Annotated in this window: 14 protein-coding genes; 5 read left to right on the plus strand and 9 right to left on the minus strand. The window is 58.0% G+C overall.

The genetic code is table 11. The features are described 5' to 3' along the window. Positions 1–9: 9 nt before the first annotated feature. The 4 genes from fliI to fliF are packed head-to-tail and all read right to left on the minus strand — an operon-like array spanning position 10 to position 4,757. Positions 10–1,371 carry a flagellar protein export ATPase FliI gene (gene fliI, locus ACJ8HT_RS02995; RefSeq protein WP_004934781.1) on the minus strand — a complete coding sequence of 454 codons (1,362 nt, stop codon included), beginning with the start codon at positions 1,369–1,371 and terminating at the stop codon, positions 10–12. Beyond that, positions 1,371–2,075, minus strand: coding sequence for a flagellar assembly protein FliH (fliH, locus tag ACJ8HT_RS03000; protein WP_101427047.1), 705 nt, complete (start codon positions 2,073–2,075; stop codon positions 1,371–1,373). Before fliH ends, fliI begins: the two co-directional genes overlap by 1 nt. After that, entirely contained in the window at positions 2,068–3,060 is a 993-nt protein-coding gene (fliG, locus tag ACJ8HT_RS03005) for a flagellar motor switch protein FliG (RefSeq protein WP_033634975.1), read from the minus strand. Before fliG ends, fliH begins: the two co-directional genes overlap by 8 nt. After that, positions 3,057–4,757, minus strand: a complete 1,701-nt coding sequence (gene fliF / locus ACJ8HT_RS03010; RefSeq protein WP_197652619.1) for a flagellar basal-body MS-ring/collar protein FliF — start codon at positions 4,755–4,757, stop codon at positions 3,057–3,059. Before fliF ends, fliG begins: the two co-directional genes overlap by 4 nt. 314 nt (positions 4,758–5,071) lie before the next feature. Here fliF and fliE point away from each other — a divergent pair, with 314 nt between their 5' ends. Beyond that, positions 5,072–5,386 (plus strand): flagellar hook-basal body complex protein FliE, encoded by a 315-nt coding sequence (fliE, locus tag ACJ8HT_RS03015; protein ID WP_025159836.1) that lies wholly within the window; start codon positions 5,072–5,074, stop codon positions 5,384–5,386. A 117-nt stretch (positions 5,387–5,503) separates the two neighbouring features. Here fliE and ACJ8HT_RS03020 read toward each other — a convergent pair whose 3' ends face one another. Then, positions 5,504–6,103 (minus strand): FMN-dependent NADH-azoreductase, encoded by a 600-nt coding sequence (locus ACJ8HT_RS03020; protein ID WP_194571897.1) that lies wholly within the window; start codon positions 6,101–6,103, stop codon positions 5,504–5,506. 128 nt (positions 6,104–6,231) lie between these two features. On the opposite strand from ACJ8HT_RS03020, the gene ACJ8HT_RS03025 reads away from it, so the two are divergent. After that, the gene (locus ACJ8HT_RS03025) at positions 6,232–7,161 is read left to right on the plus strand and encodes a LysR family transcriptional regulator (protein WP_194571896.1); all 930 of its coding nucleotides are present in this window, start codon (positions 6,232–6,234) and stop codon (positions 7,159–7,161) included. 478 nt (positions 7,162–7,639) lie between these two features. On the opposite strand, the gene ACJ8HT_RS03030 is transcribed toward ACJ8HT_RS03025, so the two are convergent. The 4 genes from ACJ8HT_RS03030 to fliD all read right to left on the minus strand — a co-directional run bounded on the left by ACJ8HT_RS03030 (position 7,640) and on the right by fliD (position 11,035). Continuing rightward, entirely contained in the window at positions 7,640–8,500 is an 861-nt protein-coding gene (locus tag ACJ8HT_RS03030; RefSeq protein WP_197652621.1) for a helix-turn-helix transcriptional regulator, read from the minus strand. Between the two features lie 308 nt (positions 8,501–8,808). Beyond that, positions 8,809–9,177, minus strand: coding sequence for a flagella biosynthesis regulatory protein FliT (gene fliT, locus ACJ8HT_RS03035; protein WP_049200239.1), 369 nt, complete (start codon positions 9,175–9,177; stop codon positions 8,809–8,811). Next, positions 9,177–9,587, minus strand: coding sequence for a flagellar export chaperone FliS (fliS, locus tag ACJ8HT_RS03040; RefSeq protein ID WP_049200238.1), 411 nt, complete (start codon positions 9,585–9,587; stop codon positions 9,177–9,179). Before fliS ends, fliT begins: the two co-directional genes overlap by 1 nt. Positions 9,588–9,619: 32 nt before the next feature. Continuing rightward, positions 9,620–11,035, minus strand: coding sequence for a flagellar filament capping protein FliD (gene fliD, locus ACJ8HT_RS03045; RefSeq protein ID WP_197652623.1), 1,416 nt, complete (start codon positions 11,033–11,035; stop codon positions 9,620–9,622). A gap of 281 nt (positions 11,036–11,316) precedes the next feature. Here fliD and ACJ8HT_RS03050 point away from each other — a divergent pair, with 281 nt between their 5' ends. The 3 genes from ACJ8HT_RS03050 (at position 11,317) to fliZ (ending at position 14,067) form a co-directional block, all read left to right on the plus strand. After that, positions 11,317–12,597 carry a FliC/FljB family flagellin gene (locus ACJ8HT_RS03050; RefSeq protein WP_197652625.1) on the plus strand — a complete coding sequence of 427 codons (1,281 nt, stop codon included), beginning with the start codon at positions 11,317–11,319 and terminating at the stop codon, positions 12,595–12,597. Positions 12,598–12,779: 182 nt separating this feature from the next. After that, positions 12,780–13,502 (plus strand): RNA polymerase sigma factor FliA, encoded by a 723-nt coding sequence (locus tag ACJ8HT_RS03055; protein WP_004934752.1) that lies wholly within the window; start codon positions 12,780–12,782, stop codon positions 13,500–13,502. A 55-nt stretch (positions 13,503–13,557) separates the two neighbouring features. Continuing rightward, a complete protein-coding gene (gene fliZ / locus ACJ8HT_RS03060) occupies positions 13,558–14,067 on the plus strand; it encodes a flagella biosynthesis regulatory protein FliZ (RefSeq protein ID WP_004934751.1) in 510 nt (169 codons plus the stop codon). Positions 14,068–14,150: the final 83 nt, after the last annotated feature.

A 14,150-nucleotide genomic window follows, 5' to 3' on the forward strand; every position in this document is an offset into this window, starting at 1 on the left:
CTGGTGACGTTAAACAATCAACTGCTGCAGCTGTTGACAGGCTTCATCATAGCCGCTGCGTTCAAAGATGCCCTGTTGCAGGTAAGCTTCCATCTGCGGATACAGCGTCATCGCTTTGTCCAGCAGCGGATCGCTGCCCGCCGCGTAGGCGCCAACGCTGATCAGATCGCGGTTGCGCTGATAGCTGGCCAGCATCTGTTTGAAGGTGCGCACCCGGCGGTAATGCTCTTCGTCGATCAGCGACGTCATGGCACGGCTGATCGACGCTTCGATGTCGATCGCCGGATAGTGACCGGCCTCCGCCAGGCGTCGGGACAGCACCACGTGGCCATCGAGAATCGCACGCGCCGAGTCGGCGATCGGGTCTTGCTGATCGTCCCCTTCGGTCAACACGGTGTAGAAGGCGGTGATGGAGCCGCCGCCGCTGATGCCGTTGCCCGCGCGTTCCACCAGCGCAGGCAGCTTGGCGAAGACCGAAGGCGGATAACCTTTGGTCGCCGGCGGTTCGCCGATGGCCAGGGCGATCTCGCGCTGCGCCATGGCGTAGCGGGTGAGGGAATCCATGATCAGCAACACGTGCTGCCCGCGATCGCGGAAATCTTCGGCGATGCGGGTGGCGTAGGCCGCCCCCTGCATGCGCAGCAGCGGCGACACGTCCGCCGGCGCGGCGATCACTACCGATCGCGCCCGGCCTTCGGCGCCGAGGATGTTCTCGATAAAGTCTTTGACCTCGCGGCCACGCTCGCCGATCAGGCCAACGACGATCACATCCGCCTGGGTATAACGGGCCATCATGCCGAGCAGCACGCTCTTGCCGACGCCGGAGCCGGCGAACAGGCCCATACGCTGGCCGCGGCCGACGGTCAGCAGGCCGTTGATGGTGCGCACCCCCACGTCCAGCACCTGCTCGATCGGCGTGCGCTGCAAGGGGTTGAACGGCGCGGTGATCAGCGGCGCGCGGTAACCGGTTTCCGGCGAAGGCAGGCCGTCGAGCGGTTTGGCGCTGCCGTCCAGCACCCGTCCCAACAGGGCCGGGCCGAGCGGCAGCTGTTTGCCGGCGCTTTGGCCTTCCGGCGCGATGCGGGCGTAAACCCGCGCGCCCGGCACGATGCCTTCCACTTCTTCCAACGGCATCAGGAACAGCCGCTGGCCGTTGAAGCCGACCACTTCGCTTTCCACTTCCTGCACCTCACCGGCGTCGTGCCGTTCGATGAGGCAGGTCGCGCCGAGCGGCAGCTGCAGGCCGGTAGCCTCCAGCACCAGCCCGGTCGCGCGGGTCAGGCGACCATAGCGGCGCACCGTCGGCGCGCGCGCGATGCGTTTTTCCAGCGTATCCAGAGAGCTCAGCCAGCGGCCGAGACGCGCGGTCATCAGACTTCTCCCGGTGCCGCCAGGCGGCACAGTTCATGCCAGCGCGTCGCCAGGCTGGCGTCGAGATCGCCTTCCTCGGCGCTGACCTTGCAGCCGCCCGGGTGCAGCTCGCCGTCCGCCAGCAGGCGCCAGCCGTGCAGGCTGAGGGTGACCCCCAGCTGCTGCTCGACGCGCGGGTAGTCGTCCGGGTGCACCCGCAGCTGCGGCTTGCCGTTGAACATCGGTTCCTGCTGGATCAGCTGTTGGATCTGCGCCAGCAGGGCGGTGCCGTCGCATACCGGCGGCTGGCCCAGCACCTGTTTGGCGGCGGTCAGCGCCAGCTGCATCAGCCGCGAAGCGATCACGCTGTCGAGCGCGTCCAGCGTGTGCTGGAATTCGGTGACCAGCTGCTGCCAGTGGGCGGTCAGCGGCTGCTGCTGCTGTTGCGCTTCCAGCAGCCCTTGCTGACGGCCTTCCTCCAGCCCGGACTGAAAACCAGCCTCATAACCTTTTTGCTGGCCATCGGCATAGCCCAGCTGTTGGCCCTGTTGCTCCGCCTGCAACCGCAGCGTTGCCAGCTGCTGTTGTAATTCGGCCTGCGCGTCCGGCGACGGATCGTCAAGTTCGAGATCCGGCAGCTGCGGCAGTTCGATCGCCGGTTTCTGTTCGCCCAGGTCGTTGAGCGACCAGGGTTGCCAGGGCAGGGTGTTAATGCGATCAGACATAGGTGTCCTCGCCGCCGCCGATGATCATTTCGCCGCTTTCCGCCAGGCGTCTTACCACCAGCAGGATGGCTTTTTGCTCGTTCTCCACTTGCGACATGCGCACCGGCCCACGGTTGGCCAGATCGTCGCGCAGGATGTCGGCGGCACGCTGCGACATGTTCTTGAGGAACTTCTCGCGCAGCGGCTGTTCGGCGCCTTTCAACGCGATCAGCAGCGACTCGCCTTCCACTTCCTGCAGCAGGCGTTGGATACTGCGATCGTCGACCTCCACCAGGTTTTCGAACAGGAACATCTCGTCGATGATCTTCTGCGCCAGTTCGCCGTCGTATTCGCGCATCGCGTCGATGACCGCCTCTTCCTGCTGGGTTTTCATCAGGTTGATGATCTCGGCGGCGGTGCGCACCCCGCCCATTTTGCTGCGCTTGAGGTTCTGGCCGTCGAGCAGGTTGTTCAGCACTTCGGTCAGCTCCGCCAACGCCGCCGGCTGCACGCCGCCGAAGGTGGCGATACGCAGCATTACGTCGTTGCGCAGGCGTTCGTCGAACAGGGCCAGGATATCTGCCGCCTGGCCGCGTTTGAGGTGCACCAGGATGGTGGCGATGATCTGCGGGTGTTCGTCGCGGATCAGATCTGCGGCGCTCTGCGGCTCCATAAAGTTGAGCGTTTCCATGCCGGTGGTGGTCTCGCGCGATTCGAGAATGTCTTCCAGCAGGCTGGCGGCGCGCTCTTCACCCAGCGCTTTGACCAGCACCGAACGCAGATAGTCGCTGGCGTTGACGCTCAGCGCCGCGTATTGCTCGGCGTCGTCTTCAAACTCGGTCAGTATTTCGCCGAGCTGTTTGTGCGAAACCTGGCTCATGCCGGCCATGGTGCCGCTCAGCAGCTGTACTTCGCGCGAGGAGAGGTGCTTGAACACCTCCGCCGCGCGATCTTCACCCAGCGTCATCAGCAGGATGGCGCTTTTGTCGGTTCCGGTCAGGCTCATATCTCGTTACTCATCCATTGGCGGATTACCAGAGCGACCACGCGTGGGTCTTTGTCAGCCAGATCGCGGATCCGCTGGCTCTGGACTTCTGCGCTGACGCGCTGCTGCGATTTACGACGCTGCGCCAGCTCCTCGTTGCTCGGTTTGCTGCTGTCGACCGGTTTGGCGGCAGGGGCGTTGGCGGCGGCGGCGGCGGCCTGTTGCGCCGCCTGGCGCTGTTGCAGCTGCGGCCGCACCAGTTTGCGCCACAGCAGCCAGGCTACCAGCAGCACCAGCAGATAGCGGCCCGCGTCGATCAGGCGATCGATAAACGACTGGCTTTGCCAGAACGGCAGTTCGCCACCGGTCACCTGACTGTCGGTAAACGGTGTGTTGACCACGTTCAGGGTATCGCCACGGCTGCTGGAGTAGCCCATCGCTTCACGCACCAGCGCTTCGATCTGCGCCAGCTGCTCTTTGCTCATCGGCTGCGGTTTGCCGTCTTTATCTACGCCGAGGTAGTTGACCACTACGGCGACCGACAGACGCTGCACGGTGCCGGCTTTTTGCTGGGTGTGGCGAATGGTACGGTCGAGCTCGTAGTTGGTGGTCGCGTCGCGACGGGTGTTTTGCGGTACGCCGTTGGCCGCCGCGCTGCGGGTGGCTGCGGCGTTTTGCGCGGTGGCATTGGCATTGTTGCCTGCGGCGTTGGCCGGCTTGGCGGTCTCAATCGGCGCGGTGGCCGGCGCGCTTGGCTGATTGGACAGTGCGCCCGGCACGCCGCCTACCTGTGGCCCGCCGATCTGCTCGCTCAGGCTGGTTTGCTGAGAGCGGATAGCGGCTTTGTCAGGCTGTTGGTTAGGTTGGTACTGTTCATCGGTTTGTTCGCGAGTGGCGAAGTCGATCTGCGCCGTGACCTGCGCGCGCACGTTGGCGCTGCCGACCACCGGGGCGAGGATCGCCTCAATACGGCGCTGGAAGCCGTTTTCCACTTCGTTGGCGTATTTCAGCTGCGAGGCGTTGAGATCGCGCCCGGTGCCGTCGGACTGCGTCAGCAGACGGCCGGCCTGATCGACCACGGTCACGTTGCCCGGCGGCAGGCCGGCGACGCTGCTCGACACCATATAAACGATGGCGTTGATCTGGCCATCGTCCAGCGCACGGCCGGGTTGCAGGGTCAGCGTTACCGACGCGGAAGGGGATTTTTGTTCGCGCACGAACAGCGAAGGTTTAGGCAGCGCCAGGTGAACGCGGGCGTTTTGCACCGGCCCCAGCGATTCGATAGTGCGCGACAGCTCGCCCTCGAGGGCACGCTGATAGTTGATCTGCTCGCTGAACTGGCTGATGCCGAATTTTTCCTGATCCAGCAGTTCGAAGCCGACGGCGCCGCCTTTCGGCAGCCCTTGCTGCGCCAGGCGCAGGCGGGTTTCATGCACCTTTTCCGCCGGGATCAGCAGCGCTGCGCCATTCTCGGCAAAGCGGTAAGGGATATTCATCTGCGTCAGCTGGGTGACGATGGCGCCACCGTCGCGGTCGTTCAGATTGCTGTACAGCACGCGGTAGTCGGGACTTTTCACCCACAACAGCAGCGCGACGACGATCGCGATCGCGGCGGAAGCGGCGACCAGCAACGGAATTTTCGGGTTGGCGCGCAGACGATTCCAGATGGCCTGCAGGCCGTTGTCGCGGCTTTCGCCGGCGGTTATCGAAGCACTCATTTTAGGTCTCGTCCTTCAATGGCGCTCACGATCCCGTACGGGCCGCTGAGCAGCTCCCTGCCAGGCTGATGAACGGTATGGTTAGCGTTGTGTGACAAAACAGACTCCCTGATACACATATCTTCTAAATAGCGGCGCTCCCATTTCTGGGCAGGCCATTATTCGCCTTATCAGACGATTCTGATTGCCCGATAAGCCGGGTTTTTTGCAGTTAATTAGCCGCTTTAGCTCTGAAAACGCTGTGCTAGGGTGTGCATCATTGGAGAAGTGCAGGGTGAAACGTCACCCGGCGAGACGAGATGATTGAGGACCAGATGGCGATTCAGGGCATTGAAGGGGTACTGCAGCAGATGCAGACCATGGCGGTTCAGGCCGGCAAAATGGGGCAGAATGCGGCGCCGCAGGGCGTCAGCTTCGCCAGCGAACTGACCGCGGCGCTCGGCAAGATCAGCGAGACCCAGCAAACGGCGCGCAAGCAGGCGCAGGATTTCGAACTGGGCGTGCCGGGCATCAGCCTGAACGATGTGATGGTCGATCTGCAAAAATCGTCGGTTTCTTTACAACTGGGCGTGCAGGTGCGCAACAAGCTGGTGGCGGCCTACCAAGACATCATGAATATGCCGGTGTGATGTTCGGCCAGCCCCTCCTCTCAGAGCCGGGTCCGTCGCCAAAAGCGACGGATCTCGGCGGCTAACAGGAGGGCAAAAGGGCCGATGACAAACAATATCAGCAACATCAAACAGGCCTCAGTTCGCCAATTCCGTGATGCGCTCGTGGGCGTTCGCCAGCCCCTGAGCGAGGCCATGCGGTTTCATATCCAGCCCTTCGGCGTAGATAAATTGCACATCAGTTATGCCCATCAGCCCCAGCACCGAGCGCAGGTAGGGGGTCACGGCGTCGGTAGGGTGGCCGGCGTGTACGCCGCCGCGTGAACTGAACACCAGCGCATTGACGCCTTCCACCAGTCCGACCGGGTAGGTGGCGGTATAGTTGAAGGTCACCCGGGCGCGGGCCACCAGATCGAACCAGTTTTTCAGCTGGGTCGGTACGTTGAGGTTGTACATCGGCGCCCCGATCAGCAGCAGATCGCTCTCTTTCAGTTCGGCAATCAGTCGATCGGACAGCGCCACCGTCGCCTCGGCGCGTGGGCTGGCGTTTTCCGCACCGCGCAGCGCACTGAACAACTCGCCGTCCAATACCGGCAGATCCAACGCCGTCAGATCGTGTTCGACGACCTGGTCTTCGTGTCCTTTGGCTCGACGCTCCGCCAGATAGCAGTCAATCAGGTTATTGGTTTGTGAGTCGTTTCCCATAATGCTGGATTTGAGTACCAGTATTTTTTTCATGCTGTTGTCCTCTGACGATAATCTGCGGTTTTCACCGGACTTCCGGGATGACTGTAGATTACCATTGCTTGAGGTTCACCAGTGGTGATAGGTTTTCACTTAATTGATTCCAGGTTGGAAACGATAAAATGAAAAGCGATCTCAGTGCGCTGCCGGCTTTTGTCGCCGTGGCGGAAGGCGGCAGTTTTGCCGCTGCCGCAGAAAAACTGCATCTGACGCGTTCAGCGGTCAGCAAAATCGTGTCGCGGCTGGAGGCGCGGCTCGGCGTGATGCTGTTTATGCGCACCACGCGCAGCCTGAAGCTGACGGATGAAGGCGCGCTGTACTATGAGCACTGTCGGCAAGCGTTGGTTAGCATTCAGGCGGCGGAAAACCAGCTGGATAGCGGCAAGATGCAGGTCAGCGGCCGGCTCAGGGTCTCGGTGCCGGTGTTGTTCGGCCACCTGTGCATCGCTCCCTTGCTGACGGCGCTGGCGAATGAGCATCCGTTGCTGACGTTGGAGATCTCGTTCAGCGACCGCAGGATCGATCTGGTCGATGAGGGATTCGATCTGGCGGTGCGCATCGGCGAGCTGGCGGACAGCGGTAGTCTGGTTGCCCGGCGTCTGGGCGAACACGGCATGCTCCTGTGTGCCTCGCCCGATTATCTGCAGCGCTGCGGTGAACCGAGTACTGTAGAGGCGTTAAGCCGACATCAAGCGGTGGGGTATCTGCACGCCGGTGCCGTATTGCCCTGGCAACTTCGCGGCGAACACGGCGAGCTGCGGCCGTTCAGGCCACCGGCCAAGATGATGATGGACGACATGCAGGGGATCGTCGATGCCGTTTCCGCCGGCGCCGGTATCGCCTGGTTGCCGGAGTGGTTGGTACGCGATCGGCTGGCGGAGGGGGCGCTGGTGGAGATCATGCGCGGTGAGTCCAGCCTCAGTTTTCCGGTGAATGTGGTGTGGCCCTATATGCCTTACCAACCGCTCAAGGTACGGCTGGCGGTAGACAAACTGGTGGCGGAGCTGCCGGGAAAATTGGCGCTTGCGGCGCCGTCGGTATCACAACGCTAAGGGACGGAGCCGCAACTGGCTGGAAATGGACGCTAATGTACCGAATACAGGGGCGAAAACGGCGCTGTCAGGCTTATTGAATGCGCAGGTGACCATTTATTATGGCCCGATTAGTAGGGTTATTATTCGAGGCAGGTCAATGAGCACGAAAAGCGAATCCAGATGGCGTCTGATCAGTATTTTAATGCTGGCGGTACTCGCCGTATTAATTGGCATTCTGGTCAAACTGGACTGAAGTCTGACCAGGCGATAAAAGCCTGGTCGTTTTATTGTGCGGCAAGTAGACGCATCATATCTTCTTCATACAGTAATGCTAGCAGCCAGAGTCCCAACAACATTATTGTCAGAGAAAATAATCGCTTTTCATTTCGCATCGTTTAATTCGCTTTTCGGCGGTTCGACGTTGCGTAGCCTATCTCAGCGTTGTGACAACTGTTAGGGACTTGTGCCAAATAAAGCCATTTTGTTGCGCGTCTATTTATGTTTCTCCGGCGGCTATCGCTTCGATTCCCTGTGGGCCCGGTTCCATAATCCTTTGGTGACCGCGAATGGCGGTAGGCGCAAAACCGAAACGCTTGCGAAAACGTTCGGCGAAACGCGATGCGCTTTCATAACCGACGTGTTGCGCGATGGCGGAGATCGGCCAGTCGGTCGATTGCAGCAGAGCCAGCGCGCTGCTCATGCGCACGTCGATCATCAGGTTGCGCAACGCGGTATTTTCCATCGACAGTTTGCGGCGCAGCATCACTTCACTCATCGACAAGCTCTCCGCGACTTTGGCCGCCGTCCAAATACTGTGTGGATCGGTTGCCAGACAGCGGCGCACGCGCTGCGTCAGGTCTTTGGCTTCGTTGTGAATGAAGCGAATACCGAACTGGGCCAGCCACAACAGAATTTCCAGCATTTTGTGCCGCACGATAATGGTGGGAAAACGCTGCCGGAGCGCCAGCGCCAGGCTGGTGGTCTCAAAGCTGTGCTTCAGAGCGCAGGGCAGGTTACGCAGTGCCAGGACGGCATCGAACGGCATCGGCGCCGGCGTTTCCTGGGCCGGAGGCTGAAGAGTGAGCAGCAGTGGGTCGCAGGTCAGCAACTGACAGCTAAAAATACCTTCTTCGGATGGGCCATTAATAATATCCACCGTTTGTCCCCCGTCGATAATCAACAGCTCGCCGGGATGAGCCACCACTTCGTGTTGTTGCCAGCGTACGCGCTTATGGCCTTGTTGTATTAGATACAGATGTGGTTGCTCAAAATAGACTGAAGGGAATAATAATTCAGTATGCTGAACGATGTGCGCTGAGGCACCAATTCCTGGACAGAGATTAATTGTACGTTCCATCGATATTCATTTCGCAGCCATTATCTGAGAATATCTTTACGCTTTGATCAGCGTTGGAGCAACATTTTTCCATGGGCCGTGAAACACAGCGGCGTGTTTTATCTATCAAAAATCAATTTCCTGCTGAACAGAAAACGTCCGTGTCGGGATGATGTTTATCCATTAAAGTGAGAGCAAGGCTCGAAGCGCGCATTTTACCAATTACCCATAAACTGAATAATTCAAATGCCATAGATTAATATCCTAACGTAACCCGAGAGTAATAGCGCATAGTGCTATTTAATCCATTTTCGTCAGTATTGTCGATCTTATCGGACCTGTGGTTCCCCCAGCAACAGCGCACGGTCATGAAACTGGCCGTAGGTCGTGTTGACCACGTTCTGGCGCGTGGACTGTTCGATCAGCATTTTCAGCTCATCCATTCGCTGCTGTAACAGACGTTTGAGCTCGGTTTCGTTGTCGAGGATCTGTTGCAGCTTATTGCGCAACATCTCCTGCAGTGCCATAGACGGGCCGGCTTGCCCGGTAAAGGCGGCGGTTTTTTCCACCGCCGTCACATAGGCGAATTCGAGCTCGACGAGCTCCTCCCAGCGCCCGGTTTGCGCCAGCGCGATCATCTGGCTGCTCAGGCTGTAAATTTGTTGATAAGCGGCTAACAGCTGCTGTTGACGTTCCATTACACGGCGTCCTGCGAAGGTTGGTAGTTGGGGCCGATCTGGCGCCAGGCGTCGGCGATGTTTTCCAGCAGTTTGACCACTTCGGCGATCGCCGCTTCGTCGTTGTGCAGGTTGGCCTGCATTAACCGACGCTTCATGTAGTCGTACAACGCCGCCAGATTTTCGGCGATCTCGCCGCCCTGCTGAGGGTCCAGGCCGCCTTTAAGGCCGTTATCGATGATGTTGATGGCTTTGGACAGCGCCATGCCTTTGCCGGCGATATCGCCCTGGTTCATCAGGATGCGTGCGCGAAGCAGGGCGCTGAGCGCCCCGTCGAACAACATCACGATTAACTGGTGCGGGCTGGCGCTCATGGCGCCGCTTTCCAGACTGACCTGTGCATAGGCCTGAGTGCCGCTTCTGTTATACATGTTGTTTCTTTACCTGTTACCTAGTTAAGGGATCACTTTGCCGAGAATTGCTGTTTTAAATAGTCACCCGTGCCGCTCAATTTAGACATCATGGTATCCAACTGAACGAACTGCTGCTTATAGCGGTCGATGGTGTTCTGAATGCTGGCGGTAACCGTGGTGATCTGGATGTTCAGGCGATCGAGGTTAGTATTGATGCTCTTAGTAGAGTTCTCGATGATGCCGCCGGCCTTGATGTAATTTTGGATATCGTTGTGGATCTGGGTGGCCATACCGGTGTCTTTACCGTTACCGGCGAAGAAGTTGGCGACCTGCTCCGGTTTTTCGTCGATGGCTTTGTTCAGCTTGGTGCTGTCGATTTCCAGCTTGCCGGTTTTGGTGTTGGTGGAAATACCGAGGTTGCCCAGGCCTTTCAACTCCGGGTTGTCTTGAGCCGCGCTGAGAGCGCTTTTGATCGAGGACTGGATACCGCGCAGGGTGTTGTCGCCCAGCAGCGCGCCGTTTTTGGCGTTCTGCGCTTCGCCGGGTTTGACCGGGGTGTATTTGGTCAGCGAGTTGAAAGTGTCCAGCAGTGTGTTGTAGTTATCCACCCACTCTTTAATCTTGTCGGCGCTGCCGCTCTTGTCGATGCCGATCACCAGGTTTTGCGGTTCGCCGGCCTTGGTGGTGGTTTTCAGGTCGAGCGTTACGCCCTGCAGGGCATCGGCGATCGAGTTGGTGCTGCGCTTGATTTTCGTGCCGTTGACGACGATTTCCGCATCCTGGCCAGGCACGGTTTGTTTCATTGCGGTGCTGCCATCTTTCGGCGGATTTTTAGGATCGTAGTTGAGGATGGCGCCGAGCTTGTCGTCGTTATTGACCTGCACCGCAATGGTGCTTTTTTCGCCTGGCGTAGTGGAGCTCAATGCCAGTTGATAGTCATTGTCGCCGACGCGCATGATGCTGGCGGTAACGCCGGATTTCGATTTGTTGATGGCGTCGCGCATCTCGACCAGCGAAGTCTGATCGTCGCCGAGTGGGATATTGGTCTCTTTCGGCGGGTTGCCGGCGGTGATGCTAATGGAACGATTGCTGTTGCCCGGCGTGCCCAGCTTGGCCTGCTGATCGGTAATCGTCGCTTTGGTGGTCAACGTTTGCGGCTGTGCCAGTTTCAGCACCTCGATCGAGTAGTTTCCCGGTACCGACTTGTCGGTGGTGGTCACGGTAAACTGATCGTGCTTGGTGGCGGTGGTGCTGTTGAAGAACTCTGGTTTGGCCAGGTCTTTGCTCAGATTGTCAAACTTCTCTAGTGAGCTTTTCAACGTACCGTAAGCGGTCAGCTGGGCGTTATAGCTGGTCTGCTGGGTAGTGTACGGCGTCAGGCGCTGTTGTTCCGCTTTGCTCAGCTTGTCCAGCAAGCCGTTGAGGTCGAGTCCTGAGCCGAGACCTAATGAACTGATCGTTGCCATGAGTAATTCTCCTTGATGATGACTTTATTCGCTTTACGCGTTATCGGCCCAGTGATGAAAAAGTTTACCGAAAAAAACAAAAAGCCTATGGCGCAATAGAAGAGGGAAAAACCGCGCTATTTCCGCCATTGCCGGCGGCGCAAAAAAAATTAAAAAAATTCTAAAGGTTGTTAGGGGAGGGCCGATACCTGAGGGGACGGTGGTTGACGCCGTGGGCAAACAAGCCCGAACCTTTTAACTGTGTTGCGAAGAACGCAACTGACTCGTAAGGAAAGCAAACAATGGCACAAGTAATCAACACTAACAGCCTGTCGCTGATGGCGCAGAACAACCTGAACAAATCTCAGTCTTCTTTGGGTACTGCGATTGAGCGTCTGTCTTCCGGTCTGCGTATCAACAGCGCGAAAGACGACGCTGCGGGTCAGGCGATCTCTAACCGTTTCACCGCGAACATCAAAGGCCTGACTCAGGCTTCTCGCAACGCCAACGACGGTATCTCCCTGGCGCAGACCACCGAAGGTGCACTGAACGAAGTTAACGACAACCTGCAGAACATCCGTCGTCTGACCGTACAGGCGCAGAACGGTTCTAACTCTGATAGCGATCTGAAATCTATCCAAGATGAGATCACCCAGCGTTTGTCTGAAATCGACCGTATCTCCCAACAAACTGATTTCAACGGTGTAAAAGTTCTGAGCAAGGATCAGTCTCTGACTATTCAGGTTGGCGCTAACGACGGCGAAACCATCAGCATCGATCTGAAAAACATCAACAAAGATACCCTGAATCTTACTACTTTCGATGTTTCCGACAAAAACAATAAAATTGGCGCTGTAGTTAACAGCGTACCAGGAACCAAATCTGTACCCGCTACCGTAGGTAAAGACGCGTCGGGCGCAGATATCGCCGATAAGACAAAAGCTTCAGTAGTTAGCTATACCGATGGCGGCACAACTAAGTATGCGATTAAAGATACTACTGGTACCGCTAAGTACTACGAAGCAACAAAACAAGCTGATGGTTCATTCAACTATGATACCGCTTCAGATGTTACTACTGCAGCAGCAGCCGGTACCCCTACAGCAGTGACTAATGTCGACGTAAAATCTGACAAAAATGTGACAGTTAAGGGATTGGCTTCAGGTGAAGAACTGCACTCCTTTACTGACAGCACTGGTGCATCCAAATACGTTGTTAAAACTACCGGTACTGATGGTAAAACAATGTATAAAGATGCAACCGTAGCTGCCGACGGGACTGTGACCGCAACAACTGAAAACAAGAATGTGATCAACCCGCTGAAACAACTGGACGACGCACTGTCTCAAGTTGACGGCCTGCGTTCTTCCCTGGGTGCGGTACAGAACCGTTTCGATTCTGTTATCAACAACCTGAACAGCACCGTTAACAACCTGTCTGCTTCTCAGTCCCGTATTCAGGATGCTGACTACGCGACCGAAGTGTCCAACATGAGCCGTGCCAACATCCTGCAACAGGCTGGCACCTCTGTTCTGGCACAGGCTAACCAGTCTACTCAGAACGTGCTGTCCCTGCTGCGTTAATCGTCTCTCCCGATTAACTGTCGCAAAGAAACCCCGCTTCGGCGGGGTTTTTTTATGCTCGCGCACCGCGCGGTTATTACATGGCGCAAATAAAGCCCGTTTTGTGTGACTGTTCAGCCGATTGGCATTCCGCCCCCTACGCATAATAGCGCTGACTCTCTTATCCGCAGGTTTAAGACATAGTGAGCGATCTGTATACCGCCGAAGGCGTGATGGACAAAAATTCTCTCTGGCTGCGCTACGTCCCGTTAGTGCGCCACGAGGCGTTGCGCCTGCAGGTCAGGCTGCCCGCCAGCGTGGAGCTCGACGACTTGCTGCAGGCCGGGGGAATCGGGCTATTGAACGCCGTTGAGCGTTATGACGCCCTACAGGGAACCGCCTTTACTACCTATGCGGTGCAACGCATTCGCGGCGCGATGCTCGACGAGCTGCGCAGCCGCGACTGGGTGCCGCGCAGCGTGCGGCGCCATGCGCGCGAAGTCGCGCAGGTGATGCGGCAACTGGAACAGCGTTACGGCCGTCCGGCGAGTGAGACGGAAGTGGCGCAGACGCTGAATATCTCGCTGGATGAGTATCGTCAAATTCTGTTGGACACCAATAACAGCCAGCTTTTCTCCTACGACGAATGGCGCGAGGAGCATGGCGAGAACGCGGAACCGATGCTGGAAGGGCATGAAGAGGCCAATCCGCTGCATCACCTGTTGGAAGGCAGCCTGCGCCAGCGGGTGATCGACGCCATCGAGGCGTTGCCGGAACGCGAAAAAATGGTGCTGACGCTGTATTACCAGGAAGAGTTGAATCTCAAAGAGATCGGCGCCGTGCTGGACGTTGGGGAATCCCGCGTCAGCCAACTGCACAGTCAGGCGATCAAACGGCTGCGCGCGCGGCTGGCGAACGATACCTGACGGCGGCCCGCCGCCCCTCAACTCGATGACCCATGCGACAACCGGACTGCCCCTTATGCCAGGAATACTGTTGAAAAAACGGCCGCTTAGCCGTTACCTGAAAGACTACAAGCACAGCCAGACCCATTGCTCCCAGTGCGGCAAACTGTTGGATCGCATGGCGCTGGTGTTTCGCGGCAAAATCATCAATAAAGAAGCCATCGCGCGCATGGATCAGCCGATCGACGATGCGGTCTGGCAAAACGTGCAGCACGAGCTGACCGCGCTGTGCCGCTTCTGCAGCGAGATCTCCTGCAACAGCCACCCGAGCTATTTCGACATTATGGCGTTCAAACAGTATCTGTTCGAACAGACTGAGATGAGCCACAGCACCATCCGCGAGTACGTGGTGCGGCTGCGCCGGCTGGACGAAATGCTGGTGGCGCGCAATTACCCGGCGGACAAGTTCGCCAACAGCGCCAGCCATCAGCGCATCATCGACGATCTGCCTACTGCGGCGCACAATAACTACCGCATCGCGCTGCGCAAATACGATCAGTATCTCGCCTGGCAGCGCAGCTACTGAGACTTTTCCCCGGCCGTTGAGCCGGGGCCTGCTGTTCCCCCCGTGATAAAGGATGATTATTCAGTTCACATCTGATAAACCTA

This window comes from Serratia sp. CY44782, assembly GCF_052168715.1.
GTDB lineage: Bacteria > Pseudomonadota > Gammaproteobacteria > Enterobacterales > Enterobacteriaceae > Serratia > Serratia nevei.

Excerpts from the sequence above, each read along its gene's own strand:
- fliG (WP_033634975.1), bottom strand. The coding sequence starts at position 3,060 with ATGAGCCTGACCGGAACCGACAAAAGCGCCATCCTGCTGATGACGCTG.
- fliI (WP_004934781.1), bottom strand. The coding sequence starts at position 1,371 with ATGACCGCGCGTCTCGGCCGCTGGCTGAGCTCTCTGGATACGCTGGAA.
- ACJ8HT_RS03030 (WP_197652621.1), bottom strand. The coding sequence starts at position 8,500 with ATGGAACGTACAATTAATCTCTGTCCAGGAATTGGTGCCTCAGCGCAC.
- ACJ8HT_RS03025 (WP_194571896.1), top strand. The coding sequence starts at position 6,232 with ATGAAAAGCGATCTCAGTGCGCTGCCGGCTTTTGTCGCCGTGGCGGAA.
- ACJ8HT_RS03050 (WP_197652625.1), top strand. The coding sequence starts at position 11,317 with ATGGCACAAGTAATCAACACTAACAGCCTGTCGCTGATGGCGCAGAAC.
- fliD (WP_197652623.1), bottom strand. The coding sequence starts at position 11,035 with ATGGCAACGATCAGTTCATTAGGTCTCGGCTCAGGACTCGACCTCAAC.
- fliH (WP_101427047.1), bottom strand. The coding sequence starts at position 2,075 with ATGTCTGATCGCATTAACACCCTGCCCTGGCAACCCTGGTCGCTCAAC.
- fliZ (WP_004934751.1), top strand. The coding sequence starts at position 13,558 with ATGCCAGGAATACTGTTGAAAAAACGGCCGCTTAGCCGTTACCTGAAA.
- fliF (WP_197652619.1), bottom strand. The coding sequence starts at position 4,757 with ATGAGTGCTTCGATAACCGCCGGCGAAAGCCGCGACAACGGCCTGCAG.
- fliS (WP_049200238.1), bottom strand. The coding sequence starts at position 9,587 with ATGTATAACAGAAGCGGCACTCAGGCCTATGCACAGGTCAGTCTGGAA.
- fliE (WP_025159836.1), top strand. The coding sequence starts at position 5,072 with ATGGCGATTCAGGGCATTGAAGGGGTACTGCAGCAGATGCAGACCATG.
- ACJ8HT_RS03020 (WP_194571897.1), bottom strand. The coding sequence starts at position 6,103 with ATGAAAAAAATACTGGTACTCAAATCCAGCATTATGGGAAACGACTCA.
- fliT (WP_049200239.1), bottom strand. The coding sequence starts at position 9,177 with ATGGAACGTCAACAGCAGCTGTTAGCCGCTTATCAACAAATTTACAGC.